The sequence below is a fragment of the Sphingobacterium sp. lm-10 genome, from assembly GCF_023554555.1.
Classification (GTDB): Bacteria; Bacteroidota; Bacteroidia; order Sphingobacteriales; family Sphingobacteriaceae; genus Sphingobacterium.
This window is the reverse complement of record NZ_JAMJWC010000001.1, coordinates 1737309-1752071: the sequence shown is the minus strand read 5'-3', so window position 1 is coordinate 1752071 and position 14763 is coordinate 1737309. Positions and strand designations below refer to the sequence as shown.

At 39.9% G+C, this 14763-nt stretch carries 15 protein-coding genes and 1 pseudogene; 4 read left to right on the top strand and 12 right to left on the bottom strand.

What is annotated here, in order from left to right; translation table 11 throughout:
• Positions 1-10 precede the first annotated feature (10 nt).
• Both M8998_RS07080 and M8998_RS07075 read right to left on the bottom strand, forming a co-directional pair.
• Positions 11-583: a helix-turn-helix domain-containing protein gene (locus tag M8998_RS07080; protein ID WP_249991759.1), complete on the bottom strand. Its 573-nt coding sequence runs from the start codon at positions 581-583 to the stop codon at positions 11-13.
• Positions 584-670: 87 nt separating this feature from the next.
• A complete protein-coding gene (locus tag M8998_RS07075; protein WP_249991757.1) occupies positions 671-997 on the bottom strand; it encodes a DUF4342 domain-containing protein in 327 nt (108 codons plus the stop codon).
• Between the two features lie 223 nt (positions 998-1220).
• On the opposite strand from M8998_RS07075, the gene M8998_RS07070 reads away from it, so the two are divergent.
• Together M8998_RS07070 and M8998_RS07065 are read left to right on the top strand one after the other, a co-directional pair.
• Entirely contained in the window at positions 1221-2105 is an 885-nt protein-coding gene (locus M8998_RS07070; RefSeq protein WP_249991755.1) for an OmpA family protein, read from the top strand.
• 96 nt (positions 2106-2201) lie between these two features.
• Positions 2202-3524: a mechanosensitive ion channel family protein gene (locus tag M8998_RS07065; RefSeq protein ID WP_249991753.1), complete on the top strand. Its 1323-nt coding sequence runs from the start codon at positions 2202-2204 to the stop codon at positions 3522-3524.
• Positions 3525-3559: 35 nt separating this feature from the next.
• On the opposite strand, the gene M8998_RS07060 is transcribed toward M8998_RS07065, so the two are convergent.
• The 4 genes and pseudogenes from M8998_RS07060 to M8998_RS07045 form a co-directional block, all read right to left on the bottom strand.
• Entirely contained in the window at positions 3560-4795 is a 1236-nt protein-coding gene (locus M8998_RS07060; RefSeq protein WP_249991751.1) for a porin, read from the bottom strand.
• A gap of 141 nt (positions 4796-4936) precedes the next feature.
• Entirely contained in the window at positions 4937-5731 is a 795-nt protein-coding gene (locus M8998_RS07055; protein WP_249991749.1) for a (Fe-S)-binding protein, read from the bottom strand.
• Between the two features lie 74 nt (positions 5732-5805).
• The gene (locus M8998_RS07050; protein WP_249991747.1) at positions 5806-7098 is read right to left on the bottom strand and encodes a 4Fe-4S dicluster domain-containing protein; all 1293 of its coding nucleotides are present in this window, start codon (positions 7096-7098) and stop codon (positions 5806-5808) included.
• A 140-nt stretch (positions 7099-7238) separates the two neighbouring features.
• Positions 7239-8343, bottom strand: a pseudogene (locus tag M8998_RS07045) (IS3 family transposase).
• 51 nt (positions 8344-8394) lie between these two features.
• On the opposite strand from M8998_RS07045, the gene M8998_RS07040 reads away from it, so the two are divergent.
• Together M8998_RS07040 and M8998_RS07035 are read left to right on the top strand one after the other, a co-directional pair.
• Positions 8395-9156 carry a hypothetical protein gene (locus M8998_RS07040; protein ID WP_249991745.1) on the top strand — a complete coding sequence of 254 codons (762 nt, stop codon included), beginning with the start codon at positions 8395-8397 and terminating at the stop codon, positions 9154-9156.
• A 101-nt stretch (positions 9157-9257) separates the two neighbouring features.
• A complete protein-coding gene (locus tag M8998_RS07035) occupies positions 9258-9455 on the top strand; it encodes a hypothetical protein (protein ID WP_249991744.1) in 198 nt (65 codons plus the stop codon).
• Positions 9456-9491: 36 nt separating this feature from the next.
• Here M8998_RS07035 and M8998_RS07030 read toward each other — a convergent pair whose 3' ends face one another.
• The 6 genes from M8998_RS07030 to M8998_RS07005 form a co-directional block, all read right to left on the bottom strand.
• Complete coding sequence (locus tag M8998_RS07030) at positions 9492-10922, bottom strand: MAC/perforin domain-containing protein (protein ID WP_249991742.1); 1431 nt, start codon at positions 10920-10922, stop codon at positions 9492-9494.
• Positions 10923-11082: 160 nt separating this feature from the next.
• Complete coding sequence (locus M8998_RS07025) at positions 11083-11286, bottom strand: hypothetical protein (RefSeq protein ID WP_249991739.1); 204 nt, start codon at positions 11284-11286, stop codon at positions 11083-11085.
• Positions 11287-11456: 170 nt separating this feature from the next.
• Positions 11457-12899: an MAC/perforin domain-containing protein gene (locus tag M8998_RS07020; RefSeq protein ID WP_249991740.1), complete on the bottom strand. Its 1443-nt coding sequence runs from the start codon at positions 12897-12899 to the stop codon at positions 11457-11459.
• Between the two features lie 160 nt (positions 12900-13059).
• Positions 13060-13263 (bottom strand): hypothetical protein, encoded by a 204-nt coding sequence (locus M8998_RS07015; protein ID WP_249991739.1) that lies wholly within the window; start codon positions 13261-13263, stop codon positions 13060-13062.
• Between the two features lie 172 nt (positions 13264-13435).
• Positions 13436-14431 (bottom strand): hypothetical protein, encoded by a 996-nt coding sequence (locus M8998_RS07010; protein ID WP_249991737.1) that lies wholly within the window; start codon positions 14429-14431, stop codon positions 13436-13438.
• Entirely contained in the window at positions 14428-14709 is a 282-nt protein-coding gene (locus tag M8998_RS07005; protein WP_249991735.1) for a retrotransposon gag family protein, read from the bottom strand. The genes M8998_RS07010 and M8998_RS07005 overlap by 4 nt, the downstream gene beginning before the upstream one ends.
• Positions 14710-14763: the final 54 nt, after the last annotated feature.

The window sequence follows — 14763 nt, the reverse complement described above, 5'->3', positions numbered from 1 at the left end:
TTATTGTTTATTACTTGTAAGATTTCACAGCATCTAATGGCATTCTGGCATTTATGGCAGATTGTTTATATTGGGAAGGGGATAAGCCCGTCACTTTTTTGAACTGGTTACTTAAGTAGGCCACGCTAGAATAATGCAGTTGATCGGCAATCTGCGTTAATGTCAGCTCCTCATAGTGTAATAATTCTTTAACGCGTTCGATCTTCTGCGCAATGAAGAACTTTTCTATGGTAGTCGATTCGACTTCTGAAAACCAGGCAGACAAGTGGGCATAGTCTTGGTTTAAATGTTCGGATAGCCAGTTCGATAGGTTGATGCGTTGAGAAAGCTCTTTTTGATAGATCAATTCGATGATAGCATTCTTGATACGCTCTACGGTTTGCTGGCGCTTATCGTCGATCAGGCCGAAACCCAGTTCTTCCAATTCTTTTCTGATGGTGCTTAACAGGTTAGGGGAGATGGAAGCCGGAGTACTTACTTCACCTAAAGCAATATGTGCTACTGGTAAACCCCATTTATTCATGTGTTCCTGTACGACCATGATACAACGGTTGCATACCATATTCTTAATGTGAAGAGTCATAGCCATAGTATTTCAGAACTTGATCTGTACGAAATTAGGAAAAGCCCCTGGTATAATGCACGGGCTTTTCTCAATTTGCTGTCAAAATTAATACAAGGGCGACTGTGGCTCATCGGTTTGATGATGTGGTTCTGCCGAATCCGCAGATACGGATGAAGACGATTCTTCTGCAGCAGTTTCCGTGCGCTCTACCGTAATCTTGCATTCTGTCAGAATCGCGGCAAGTGTACCTACTGCGGCGAAGATAGGCGCTAAAACGATTCCTACTACGCCAATCGTAACCGGAAAGCTGATAATCTCCTTGTTGTGCTTATCCGCAATAGTGATCTTGCGGACATTGCCTTCTGCAATAAGATCCTTGATCTTTTTGAGTAGGTTTTCTCCGTTAATGCTAAATGTTTCTTTAATAGACATGATATTCGTTTTTTATTTTAATGACTTATTTCTTATTATCAAAAGTAGTGGGACTATATTATGTTTGATAGTTCTTTTAGGTGAATGCCTGCAGATTGTCGGTGAAAACTCCTGGACGATCGGTTATGCACTGCTGATTGTGATAAATATTTTAATGTTTTTTAGCATTTTGGCACGATCTAAGTGTTTACTTTCGTAATAAAGTCATTTAATACAAACCACTATGAAAAAACAGATGATATGGCCTTATGCATTGGTAGTAATCGGAACGATGCTTTTCAGTGCCTGCGGCGTCAGCAAAAAAGTACATCGGGCATTAGAAGCGGAACATCGTACCCTGGGAGAACGCTATCAGCAGAGCCAGGTAGAACTGGCGGAATCACGTGCACGTGTAAAAAGCTTAGAAGATCAGTTGGAGTCGGAACGGCGTAACAACGCTTCGCTGAAAGAGGCTTTGGCGAGATTGCAAGGCACGTTGGATAATAGTATCAGTCAAAATACACAAGGCAACGTGAATATATCAAAATTGGTAGACGAAATTAATGCCTCCAATCGTTACATTCAGCACTTGGTAAACACCAAAAATAAGAGTGATTCGTTGAACATGGTGCTCACCAATAATTTAACCCGCTCATTGAGCCGCGAAGAATTGAAGGATGTAGATGTTCAAGTGTTGAAGGGCGTGGTCTATATTTCTCTAGCAGACAATATGCTGTATAGATCGGGTAGTTATGAGATTTCAGATCAAGCCGGTGCAACGCTGAGCAAAATCGCCAAAATCATTCAGGATTACAGAGATTACGATGTATTAATTGAGGGTAATACGGATCCAGATCCGATCACGCAGAAGAATATTCGAAACAATTGGGATTTAAGTACGCTACGTGCATCGTCTGTAGTACAAGCTTTGCAGAATACGTACGGCGTAGATCCTAAACGCATGACAGCTGGTGGTCGTGGTGAATACAACCCGATTGCCGATAACGCTACTGCACAAGGTAAAGCGAGAAATCGTCGTACACAAATTATCATTACACCAAAACTGGATCAGTTTATGGAGCTAATTGATAAAGCTCCTGCAACAGATAGTACTCCAGACGAAGAGTAAGCAGAAAGTAGTATAAAAAAGAAACCCATCTTCTGGCTCATCTCCGCTAGAAGATGGGTTTTTTGTTATCCAGAGATGGATTCCTATTTTTGCAGGATGAAGGATTCGATTGAACAATTTTTGGCAGACGAACAGGTCAACACACAAATTTACAATACGACGTATCAGCAAGTAGCCCAACTGAAGCTCAATACTCAACTCACCCATATCTTCACCACAGCATCGTTACTCATTGCAATGGCTATCGTGCTATTTGCGGTGGACTATATTGTGCGAAACATCTTTATACGTGTTTTCTCCAAGATGATGCGACTTTCGCAGAAAAATGTCAATGAGCGATTAATACAAAATAAGTTCTTTTCCAACCTGAGTTTGTTGATTTTACTGACCATTACACAAGCGTTTTTGCCCTTAGTGTTTCGCGGTTTTCCAGGCACCATGTCTTTTTTGGAAGCGACGCTTAATCTAATTATCGCCTTTGTGGCCCTTCGCTTGGTCAATTCCGTGCTCAAAACAGGGCGCGATGTATTTAAAAATAAACCCGGTTTTGTAGATAAACCCTTAGATAGTTACTTACAGGTATTGCAGATTGTACTTTACTTTATCGGAGGAACGATATTATTCACGGTGATTACTGGAAAGTCGCCTGGGGATTTTCTAATCTCTATGGGAGCCGCATCTGCTATCCTTATGTTGGTTTTTAAGGATACTATCTTAGGTTTTGTAGCCAGTATTCAGGTCTCTGCTAATGATTCGGTACGAGTAGGGGACTGGATTGAAATGAAGAAGTATAACGCGGACGGCGACGTATTACAGATTAACCTGAATAACATCCGGATTCGGAACTTTGACCGTACCATTGTCACTATACCGACACATACCTTGCTGACAGAGTCATTTACTAATTATCGGGGCATGCAACAGTCTGGTGGTCGGCGCATTAAACGAGCGGTCAATGTCAAGATTTCCTCCATTCGTTACGTCAGTGATGAAGAAATAACGCAATTAAGACAAATCCGTTTGTTGAAGGATTTCATTGATCAGCGGCTCGACGATATTCAAACCTATAACAATGAGTTTCTTCCAGACGAAAGTATGCCTGTCAATGGGCGTAGGATGACCAATATAGGTCTATTTCGTGCCTATCTTTCTGCTTACGCAAAGGCACATCCTCGTATTCAGCAAAGTTCCATGGTGATGGTACGCCAGTTGGCTCCTACAGAGCATGGTCTTCCTTTGGAGCTATATATGTTTACAGATGGCACAGCTTGGAGTTTCTATGAAGAAGCATTGGCAGATATTTTCGACCACCTATTTGCAGCGATTAAATTCTTTGATTTGGAGGTCTTTGAAGCACCCGCATCGGATGATTTGCGTAAGTTGAAGCAATCCTTGTCAAAAGAAATGCTCTCCAATTAAAGTACGCTGTAGGGAGGCGTTTGGAGTGCCTATTTTTAAATCCCCAGCTCCACTTGGAATGTGCCGCCCCATGTTCCTTTTCCATTGCTGTTGTTGAAAACACCGTCTCGAAACAGGTACGAGGCATTAGCCTGAAATTTCAGACGGTGTGCCTTGAAGTATTTTGTGGCACCGATTTCAATGACTTCTGTTTGTAATTCCACTGCTTGTATATCGTGATGTGGCTTCACATAGGTATAGCGACTTGCAATCTCATATCCATCCTGTAGCAAATAGGATAATTGCTGATTAATGCCCCAGCCTTTGTAGGCATGAATCGCTTGTAGTGGATCGCTTTCTAAAAAGTTAAGCGGGTTATCCACATCACGGCGCATGTACTCTGCCATGTAAGCCCAGCCGGTATATTTAAACATCATATCCGCATATCCTGTCTTCAGCGTAAAAGGATTGACAACTGATTTGCCAGTCTGCCCACCAGATCTTCTTGTACGATCATTATAACTATAACCAGCAGCAAGGGATAGCTTGGGAGTAGGTTCGCGTTCGAGATCACCCTCCGAATAGTCTCCATCATTGGTGAAATCTCCTAAAGGCAAAAACTCTAATCGACCGGTGTAAGCCAAGCCATCGTCGGTCGTGACCGCGACTCGTCCTTCCCCGGTAGAAACGGCAAATTTTGCATGAATCGGCATATCGGAAATATGTTTGTTGAGATGCAGCGTCAGGTTAAAATCTCGATCAATGTTGAATGCCGCATTTACTAAGGAACGTTCTGCAAATTGCAATTGGCCAGAAGAATTTACCCGCTGACGGTTTCCGGGAAGCTTGTTTTGCCCGAATGAAATATAGAAATCGTCCGAGAAGTTGTAAAACATCACAGCATCACGTACAATGTTAGGAACTCCGGTATCATCAAAATCCTGATCGCCACGGGTGAAAGCTAGTTGCACACTATACGAAATCTTCGGCGTGTATATAAAGCCATCCATTCGCAATCGTAATCTTCGTACACGAGCTTCCCATTCATTGTTACTTTCTCCATCCAGTACGTTTGTGTATCTGAGCCGATTTTGCATCCGAAAACGGAAATTGGTGTAGAACAGGCTGTCACTGCTCATAAATTGTATTCCCTTAAAGTTTCCGAGAGTTGCGCGGTCATCTCTTTCCTGCCCATGACTTACCTGCTGTAGCAGGAACATAAGTGGCAGAAATACAAAAGGGATTAGGTAGCGGAATTTCGTTGTAGGAGAGGAGATTGAATGGTGCCACATGTTCTTCGCTAATAGGAGCTTATACTTGATTGTACAGCGACAAAACTACAGCAAAATTTTCAAATAAAACAGACCGCAGTCTTGTTTTAAAACAACAGAAATGCCACTCCCTTTTCGGGTACTTATCTGGTATACCTCGGCTTAAATGTTATTTGCTCTAACGGTGATCTCGGCGATGTCAAGTACTTGAATGCTATCTTCTTTTTCTTTAATTTTTACGCCATCGCGTAACATCGTCATACAAAAAGGACAAGCAGCAGCAACAACATCTGCCTTGGATTCGATGACATCTTCGATACGTTCCAAGTTAATATCTTTCTTGCCTGGCTCTGGTTCTTTAAACATCTGCGCACCACCCGCACCACAGCACAATCCATTGCTTCGACACCGCTTCAGCTCTACCAAGTCGGCATCTAGCGTCTCTAATACTTTTCGCGGAGCTTCATATACATCATTGGCTCGACCGAGATAACAAGGATCGTGGTACGTGATTTTCTTCCCTTTAAAGACATTCCCATCGTTGGGTTTGAGTTTTCCCTCATCGATCAACGACTGAATCAACTCCGTATGGTGAATCACTTCATAATGTCCGCCCAACTCCGGATATTCATTCTTCAACGTGTTGAAACAATGTGGACAAGCCGTTACAATCTTTTTGATTTCGTAACCATCCAGCACTTGGATATTCATCATCGCTTGCATTTGGAAGAGAAATTCATTTCCAGATCGTTTCGCGGGATCTCCTGTACAACTTTCTTCTGTACCTAGAATAGCGTACTTAATACCCACATGTTGTAAAATCTTACAAATATCCCGCGTAATACGTTGCGCGCGTTCATCGAAACTGCCGGCACAGCCTACCCAAAAAAGTAAGTCCGGAGATTCGCCTTTGGCTAATAGTTCTGCTGCAGTGGGGATATGAAGTTGATTTTCCATGTAGTGCTGTATCGTTAAAGATTGAATGGCCGTTAGGCTGCGTCTGTATTTCTGATCGCTATTAATTTCAAATACTAATTAGTCCAGTTGGCACGGTCGGCTTGTGCATATTTCCAAGGTGCACCGTTGTTTTCCATATTACCGAGCATGTTATTGATACTGGCCGGTCCTTTGGATTCTTCCATAATCGCATACTGCCGTAAACCCATAATAATCTGGAGGGGATCGATATTTACCGGACAAGCTTCTACACAAGCATTGCAGGTGGTACAAGCCCAAATTTCCTCTCTGGTAATGTGATTATCAAGTAAAGATTGGCCGTCGTCTACGAATTCTCCTTTGTTGTTATCCATGTTTTTACCCACTATCGCAAGACGATCGCGGGTGTCCATCATGATTTTACGTGGAGACAATAATTTGCCTGTGATATTGGCAGGACAGGAAGCAGTGCATCGTCCGCACTCGGTGCACGTATATGCATCCAGCAAATTTTTCCAGGTCAAGTCATGCACGTCTTTTACGCCAAATCGTGTCACCTCTCCCTCTGGTGGTGGCAATGATGGGTCCAGCATCGCTTTCACCTCAGCAGTTACAGTCGGCATATTGTCAAACTGTCCTTTTTGTTTCAAGTTACTGAAGTAGGTATTTGGGAAGGCCAATAAAATGTGCAAATGTTTGGAAAGTGGCAAGTAGTTTAAAAATGCCAAAACGCCTAAAATATGAAACCACCAAAAGAAGCGTTCCATGATAATCAGCGTGCCCACATCAGACGGTAGGATGCCGGTAAGAAACTGGCTTATTGGAAAGCTTCCTGCAGCTATATAATGTTCTGCTCCTAATCCTTGAAGTTTGTAATCGGCAGCATTCATAAAAAGAAACGCAGCCATCAACAGAATTTCTGCAACCAATATCAGGTTAGCATCTGTTTTAGGCCAGTTGTCTAATTCTTTTTGATTAAGTCGCTTTACCTTTAAAATATTACGACGGACCAAAAATAGGGCACAAGCAGTGAGTACTGAAAAAGCAAGAATCTCAAAACTGTAAATCAGAAAGCTATAGAAACCTCCCATAAATGCAAAAACGCGATGTGTGCCAAAGACGCCATCGGTAATGATTTCCAACATCTCTATATTGATGATCACAAAACCTACATATACAAATAGGTGCAATAGGGCAGGGATTGGTCTTTTGAACATCTTCTTTTGTCCAAAAGCAACCAATAACATGGTCTTTGCCCGTTCTGCTGCTGAATCAAATCGATTGACAGAGCGACCTAAACGAATGTTACGGTATATCTTTGACGCATTTTTGTAGAATAACCATCCCGCAAAAACTAATAACATCGCAAATAGGAGTTGAGCTATCATTGTTTTATAATCAGTATAACACAAATATATCAAATACTATAATACTATGCGTGCATAACATCCTATTTAGAAGAAATAAAAATTAGCATAAATTTGTAAGTACCCCGTTTTTCAGACAGCAAAATCTGCTATTTTCTAATTTATTTTAGTACTTCTTCAGCTTCGTTTTTGGATATTTTTCTGGCCGCTTCAATCGGCGTACGATTACCCAGCCCTTCGTGTGGCCTATGATTGTTATACTCCTGAATCCATTCATCGGTAAGATCTCTTACATCAGACAGGTTAAAGAACAGGTGTGCATCCAATATTTCTCTACGGTAGCTCCGGTTGAATCGCTCAATGTATCCATTTTGAGTTGGCTTCCCTGGTTGAGTATATTGAATAGTGATACCTTGTTTTTTGCACCACAAGTCGAAATGATGACTTGTGAATTCAGGGCCATTATCCACTCTGATGCTACAAGGCTTGCCTCTCCAATCCATTATCCTCTTAAAGTGCGGGTTACTCTTTGGGAACAAATAGAAGTACCTATTTCAATAGCAAGGGCTTCACGCGAACAGTCGTCCATAACATTGAAGGTTCTAAATCGGTTGCCAGAAGCTAAACTGTCACTCATAAAGTCCATACTCCATTTTTTATTGATGCTGATTTGCTGTTCTAAAGGTATTCGTTCTCGTGTAGGCAATCTGCGTTTACCGCGTCGCTTTATATTCATCTTAAGCAGCTTGTATACCCTATAAACCTTCTTGTGATTCCAAGGCTTTCCGTCTCGTCGAAGATAGGCGTAAAGCTTACGAAAGCCGTAAATTGGATGTTTTGAAGACAACGTTTCCAAAGCAGCGATAACAGCACTATAATCTCTCTTGCTGACGTAATAATATTGCGAACGACACATGCCGGTCATAGCGCAGGCTCCGGTAACGCTTAAACTATAATCCAAGATTAGTTCCTGAGTTAACTGTTTTTGTTCCCGGAGCCCCAGCCTTTTTTTGTGATGACCTCCTTTAAAATCTCATGACTAACGCTCAAATCAGCAAACATCTTTTTAAGGCGAGAATTCTCTTCTTCCAGTTCCTTTAAACGCTGCACATCCGATACTTCCATGCCTCCATAACGGCTTTTCCAGTTATAAAAAGTGCCTTTGCTTATGCCTAGTTCCCGACAGATATCTTCTGCTCTACGTCCTTCTTCACCCTCTTTAAGGGCACGGACAATCTGGGTTTCTGTAAAACGTGTCTTCTTCATTTTTCAACTTAAATTTAAACATTGTAGTTCAGTTTTAAGCTGTCTGTTTTTTTGGGACACTTACACACTTATAATGTAATATTTGCTGAAAACGAAAATAATTATGAACGCATTGTATTGGTTTCAATCCTTCCTGATTATGATACAGGAGAGCAGTGGAGTGAGGTCGACACTTTAAATGAAAAATTTCAAGAAGTGTCACTGACAGATCTTCAATCATTATTCGTGTCTAATGTTGGTTATGTAAATGAAAATATGACCAACATAGAGAGGAAGTACTACAATGAATATCACGTTATAGTGGAAAATAATGGAAAGCTATATAAAAGCAATAATTGTTTACTCGAGTTATTTGATATTAAATCTGTCGACCCTATAATACCCTCGACTTATGGACAACTCAACCTTAAGGATTCGGAATTGAAAATATCAGAGTACCTCGACTTTTTTAGCAAGTATTATCCAAATTATAATCCAGCATTATCTGGATATATCGATAATTCCAAAAAATTGAATTATCGTGAGTGGTGGCGCTTTTGGAGGGACTACTTAAGTAGTATCCTTAGAATAAATAATGACATAGGCTACAAGTTTTGGACAACTAGTTTTAATAATTCAAATCATAATCTTGATTTTAGTCGTGGAGTAGAAAGGTTAATTTACATTCCAGGCAAAGGGATTGTGGCAGGGTCATACGATTTTTATTTTAGGCCTTTATTTGAAACGAATGGAGATGGAGATGTTTTTAACAATCTGTTTTACAAGAATATGGTTGAAGAAAAAGTAGCGTTAGCTTCAGAATTGAGTTTTTAGACTTTAGTTTGACAACTCTTGCAAATTCTGTTTGAATAATATTTATGCTAAACTAGCAAAAGCGTCAGATAAAGCTTTAGCAAGGTGCTGGCTACAATATTTTGAGGTCGACTTCACTACTAAGCAGCGAAAATACTTCATGGTATCCAGACATCGTGAATTTAGACGACTTCATGAACTGGGAGAATGACGAATTTCGATTGTTGAAAATGCCATTTGAAGAAAAGCACCTTCTGGTTATAGTAGATGCTCTGGAAAATATCAGGGAAGAGGACTTGATTGGTGAGGTGTGGATATGAAAAAAGCCCCTCGCTGGGAGGGGCTATCTTTATCATCTATTCGTTGTGTGCGTAGAACTCAATCTTTTCATAGTTGTAGCCAGTCGCATGTGGCCCGCGTACTCTACTATAGAAATGATTAAAAGTAGGGGTATTCATAAATCTGTAAACAGGCACCGTAGGTGTGCCATTTGTTTGTGTAGGAGATTTATAAGCGTAAAATGCAATTAATTCATAATTGTAGCCTTCCAGTCTTTCGGCAGCCGGATTAGTCGTGTAAAAATGATCGTTCCATCTTTGATGATAGTATCTATAAACAGGTACTGTGTTAGGGGCTTGATAGTCGAATGCGTAAAAAGCAATACCATGATACTCCAAATGAGTTCCTGCAATATTTGGATCAAGATCTAATATGTGATTTTCATTGGTATTCCTATTTCCTCTAAAGTATTTTGAATGTACAGGTACCCTTTTGTAAAGATTTTGAATCTCTTTATTTCTAACATAATCCTCTACATATTTTTTTACTTGCTGCTTTTTATTAGGGTCGGAGATAAATTCATAAATAGGAACTAGGCCATCTGACCCAAAGTCAATGAGTTTTGAGTTTTCTTTAGTTATACTATTCTGCCAATTAGTTTTATTAAAAACTGTATTTGTAATTTCAAGGTTGATCTCTCCGACAAGTTGATGCCTAGTATCTCCTCCAATGGTACTATATGCAAGTGTTCTATTGTAATTATGAGATGCATCTGTTTCGCTTACATCGCTGGAAGTTCCAACTTCAACATTAAATTTAGATGCTGTCACTTTTGCACCAGCGCGAGCGGCAGCTGTTCTATTTGAGTGCCGCGTTTCGGCTTGATACGATATATTCAATCTACCGCCAGTGTAAATATGAGTCATTACATGTGTTCCGTAAAACCTCACTAATTCCTGAGGAGTATAAGTTAGGACATCACTCTTGAAATTATCGTCTAGATGTGGCATCAAAGTCGCAGCGGTCCCATTCATATTTATGCTCCGTTTTGTAACGGTGAAATAGTATGTGCTATAAATATATTTTGCATCAAAATAATTAGAAGAAGTATCTAGTCTGCTGAAAGATGCGCTCAATTCGATGCCGAAAATTTTGAAACCAGCTCCAGCATTTACTCTTCTTGACATTTTTTGACTATAGCTAGATGCATTTTCACCGTATTCTTCCCAACTATCTGTTCCAGATGGTTCAGTATCTTGCAGGCGGCCTGCAGCTTTAACTTTTCTCGGATCAATAACAGGGCCTTTGGCAGATTTTTCATTAGAGTAACGACCTGTAATGTCGTAGCCAAACCCAGAGACGTTATACTGGTTGTAGGTTACTGATCTAGGAGTGGTAGCTCTTTTCCCCGACTCGGTACCGTCAGTGATTACGGATTTCTGACAGCCAATTGCAAATAAGACCACAGTTGAAATTGTTGCCAATTTGGCAAACAGATTGATTTTCATAAAATATTAAGTTAAAATTTCATAATGCAATTGCGTATAATTATTTTAATTATACCAATGGCGGCAAAAATATAAAAATTAGTGGCATTAATAGCTAATTAGGTGTTATCTCAATATGATATTTTTACCCAGCATGAGTAAATAATTGGTGTGTAGTTATTTACACCGGTCCCACCAGAACCTCCAAATGAAACATCATCTTAGCTCCAAACTTTGCACGTATTGCGACAAGATGTTTTTCTATTGAACTAAGGCTGTGCGGTTTGATGCCTTCAGCATAGAACTCTTCGGAGATATATCTTTGTGTTTGTCCTTGCTTCAATTTATTGATAAGTAGTATTTCGAATTTGGTTAATGTGGGCATGGTGTGAAGGTAGGGAGAAAAAGTAAATTCAGAATGTTCTAAATTTGCAAAAGAGCACCTGTTGCTTATATCAGGTGCTTTGGAGAATATTGGGGGAGAGGATTTGATTCGGGAAGTATGGGTAAAAAAAGCCCCTCGCTGGGAGGGGCTTAAAAAATGATGTTTATTTACTAATTATTAGGTACATAAAACGATATTCCCAAATTCCTATAGTCGCGCTCTCTCATGTTTGCATTAGTTCCGAAGACGTGATCTAACATTTGATTACTCCAATAACAATATACAGCGGAAGTACTTTTTCCTATAGTGTTTGTGGAGTTTGGAAACGCGTAAAATGCTACACCTTCATATGTGAAACCTGTCATACCTTGGCTACTAGGATTGCCAGTTGTGTAGAAATGATTAAAGTTAGCGTGGTGATTATACCGGTGAACGGGTACTGTACCGGGAACTTGATAGTCATACGCGTAAAAATATGGCCCTTCGTTTATACCTGTGCCCCACTCGCCATTTGGGTTTAAAGTCAAAACATGATTGACTCCTTTGCGGTTTCCGTTCTGATTTCCGTAATATAACATTCCATAGACTGGAACTCGATTGTATGAGTTTTGAATCTCTCTACTTCTAATATATTGCTCAACATAAACTCTTACTTGCTGCTTTTTGGCAGGATCTGATATGAATTCATAAATAGGAACTAAGCCGTCTGATCCAAAGTCAATTAGTTTTGAGTTTTCTTTAGTTATACTATTCTGCCAATTAGTTTTATTAAAAACTGTATTTGTAATTTCAAGGTTGATCTCTCCGACAAGTTGATGCCTAGTATCTCCTCCAATGGTACTATATGCAAGTGTTCTATTGTAATTATGAGATGCATCTGTTTCGCTTACATCGCTGGAAGTTCCAACTTCAACATTAAATTTAGATGCTGTCACTTTTGCACCAGCGCGAGCGGCAGCTGTTCTATTTGAGTGCCGCGTTTCGGCTTGATACGATATATTCAATCTACCGCCAGTGTAAATATGAGTCATTACATGTGTTCCGTAAAACCTCACTAATTCCTGAGGAGTATAAGTTAGGACATCACTCTTGAAATTATCGTCTAGATGTGGCATCAAAGTCGCAGCGGTCCCATTCATATTTATGCTCCGTTTTGTAACGGTGAAATAGTATGTGCTATAAATATATTTTGCATCAAAATAATTAGAAGAAGTATCTAGTCTGCTGAAAGATGCGCTCAATTCGATGCCGAAAATTTTGAAACCAGCTCCAGCATTTACTCTTCTTGACATTTTTTGACTATAGCTAGATGCATTTTCACCGTATTCTTCCCAACTATCTGTTCCAGATGGTTCAGTATCTTGCAGGCGGCCTGCAGCTTTAACTTTTCTCGGATCAATAACAGGGCCTTTGGCAGATTTTTCATTAGAGTAACGACCTGTAATGTCGTAGCCAAACCCAGAGACGTTATACTGGTTGTAGGTTACTGATCTAGGAGTGGTAGCTCTTTTCCCCGACTCGGTACCGTCAGTGATTACGGATTTCTGACAGCCAATTGCAAATAAGACCACAGTTGAAATTGTTGCCAATTTGGCAAACAGATTGATTTTCATAAAATATTAAGTTAAAATTTCATAATGCAATTGCGTATAATTATTTTAATTATACCAATGGCGGCAAAAATATAAAAATTAGTGGCATTAATAGCTAATTAGGTGTTATCTCAATATGATATTTTTACCCAGCATGAGTAAATAATTGGTGTGTAGTTATTTACACCGGTCCCACCAGAACCTCCAAATGAAACATCATCTTAGCTCCAAACTTTGCACGTATTGCGACAAGATGTTTTTCTATTGAACTAAGGCTGTGCGGTTTGATGCCTTCAGCATAGAACTCTTCGGAGATATATCTTTGTGTTTGTCCTTGCTTCAATTTATTGATAAGTAGTATTTCGAATTTGGTTAATGTGGGCATGGTGTGAAGGTAGGGAGAAAAAGTAAATTCAGAATGTTCTAAATTTGCAAAAGAGCACCTGTTGCTTATATCAGGTGCTTTGGAGAATATTAGGGAAGAGGATTTGATTGGTGAGGTGTGGGTATAAAAAAACCCCTTGCTACGAAGGGGCTTATATGGCATATAGATCCTGTTAAGAATCTTCTAAATCACCGCCTGGTCCTGCGCCGAACTGTTTTGTAAATGTATAGGTCTGCCCACATGTAGTTGTAACTACAGCCGTAACAGTAATCATTTTATTTACATACGGATCCCAACTCGTTACATTAAGTACAGCATATTGCTTTTCTTTGGTCGTAAAGATCGAAGACGTATTTGAATTAGTCACTGTCCAATCGACAGATTGTATAGCTGATAAGGGCGCTCCAACTTGTCCATCAGCAATCAATGAAAATGTGAAGCTTCCTGCTCCATTAACATTTTCCCACTGCACGCCAGTTATTTGTGAGCCAATTAAGATATTCTTGTATACGCTCGTATTTGCTGCATTGGTATTTTGCGCATGTATTGTCAGTGTTCCGGATTGTGAACCAGTTCGTTGAACTCTATAAGTAGTTTCACTTAACTTGGTGATAGTTGCGATCCCCGGTGTTCCACCCAAAGTGACACTATTAGCATTCGCTACTTCAAATATTGCATTGCTGCATATAACATCTGGTCCGCTGATTGTGGCCTGTGGAGCTTGGTATACTACCTCCCAACCACCTGCGGATTGGTTAGCCGACCATTTTGCCCCATCAAGTCCATAGTAGCGATATCTTAGAAAGAGTCGACCGTCTTTGTTATTTGGTTGAAGTCGTATGGTGTATGCTTTTGGTGTGCTTAATTGTGATGAAAATTCATTTGCCGCAACACGAATGGAATCACTTACAAGAACCTCTGCACCATTAGGTCTGCGAAGTACAAATATGGCCTGAACCATTGGATTAACGCTGACTCCAATATCTTTACCAAATGTGACCATGCCAGTTATTTGTGTAATAGTGGATGGGTCAGTATAACGGATCTGACCATTCGTTACATGGCTGGATCCTATGATATCCCCGCGAGTCGTGACCTGACCACTTTGAGCTTGAACTTTTATTATAGATAAAAGTAAGATTGTAGTAATAAAGATTATTTTTCTCATTTCTGCTCAAAGTGTAAAAGTGTAGGTAAAATTTCTTCAATATTCCATTTATTTTCATATCCATGGATATAAAATGCCCTTGATTCTTCGTCATATCCTATTTCAGATATATCACGTTGAAACCAAGTTACAGCAAGACCTTTCAAATGGTTAATTTGGTAAGATTTACCGTCTATGGTAATTTCACTCTTATCCGTAGGTTCACTCACAGATTCTTTCTGACAGGAGCTTAGTGCTAGGCAAAGCCCAACACATAAGGTTAACAGTTGTTTATTCATAATGATCAAGTTAGTACGTTCTCAATATAGGGAATAATTACTCAATAGGAAGTT

Coding starts and splice junctions, on each gene's coding strand:
- M8998_RS07080 (WP_249991759.1), bottom strand. CDS start 583: ATGACTCTTCACATTAAGAATATGGTATGCAACCGTTGTATCATGGTC.
- M8998_RS07075 (WP_249991757.1), bottom strand. CDS start 997: ATGTCTATTAAAGAAACATTTAGCATTAACGGAGAAAACCTACTCAAA.
- M8998_RS07070 (WP_249991755.1), top strand. CDS start 1,221: ATGAAAAAACAGATGATATGGCCTTATGCATTGGTAGTAATCGGAACG.
- M8998_RS07065 (WP_249991753.1), top strand. CDS start 2,202: ATGAAGGATTCGATTGAACAATTTTTGGCAGACGAACAGGTCAACACA.
- M8998_RS07060 (WP_249991751.1), bottom strand. CDS start 4,795: ATGTGGCACCATTCAATCTCCTCTCCTACAACGAAATTCCGCTACCTA.
- M8998_RS07055 (WP_249991749.1), bottom strand. CDS start 5,731: ATGGAAAATCAACTTCATATCCCCACTGCAGCAGAACTATTAGCCAAA.
- M8998_RS07050 (WP_249991747.1), bottom strand. CDS start 7,098: ATGATAGCTCAACTCCTATTTGCGATGTTATTAGTTTTTGCGGGATGG.
- M8998_RS07030 (WP_249991742.1), bottom strand. CDS start 10,922: ATGAAAATCAATCTGTTTGCCAAATTGGCAACAATTTCAACTGTGGTC.
- M8998_RS07025 (WP_249991739.1), bottom strand. CDS start 11,286: ATGCCCACATTAACCAAATTCGAAATACTACTTATCAATAAATTGAAG.
- M8998_RS07020 (WP_249991740.1), bottom strand. CDS start 12,899: ATGAAAATCAATCTGTTTGCCAAATTGGCAACAATTTCAACTGTGGTC.
- M8998_RS07015 (WP_249991739.1), bottom strand. CDS start 13,263: ATGCCCACATTAACCAAATTCGAAATACTACTTATCAATAAATTGAAG.
- M8998_RS07010 (WP_249991737.1), bottom strand. CDS start 14,431: ATGAGAAAAATAATCTTTATTACTACAATCTTACTTTTATCTATAATA.
- M8998_RS07005 (WP_249991735.1), bottom strand. CDS start 14,709: ATGAATAAACAACTGTTAACCTTATGTGTTGGGCTTTGCCTAGCACTA.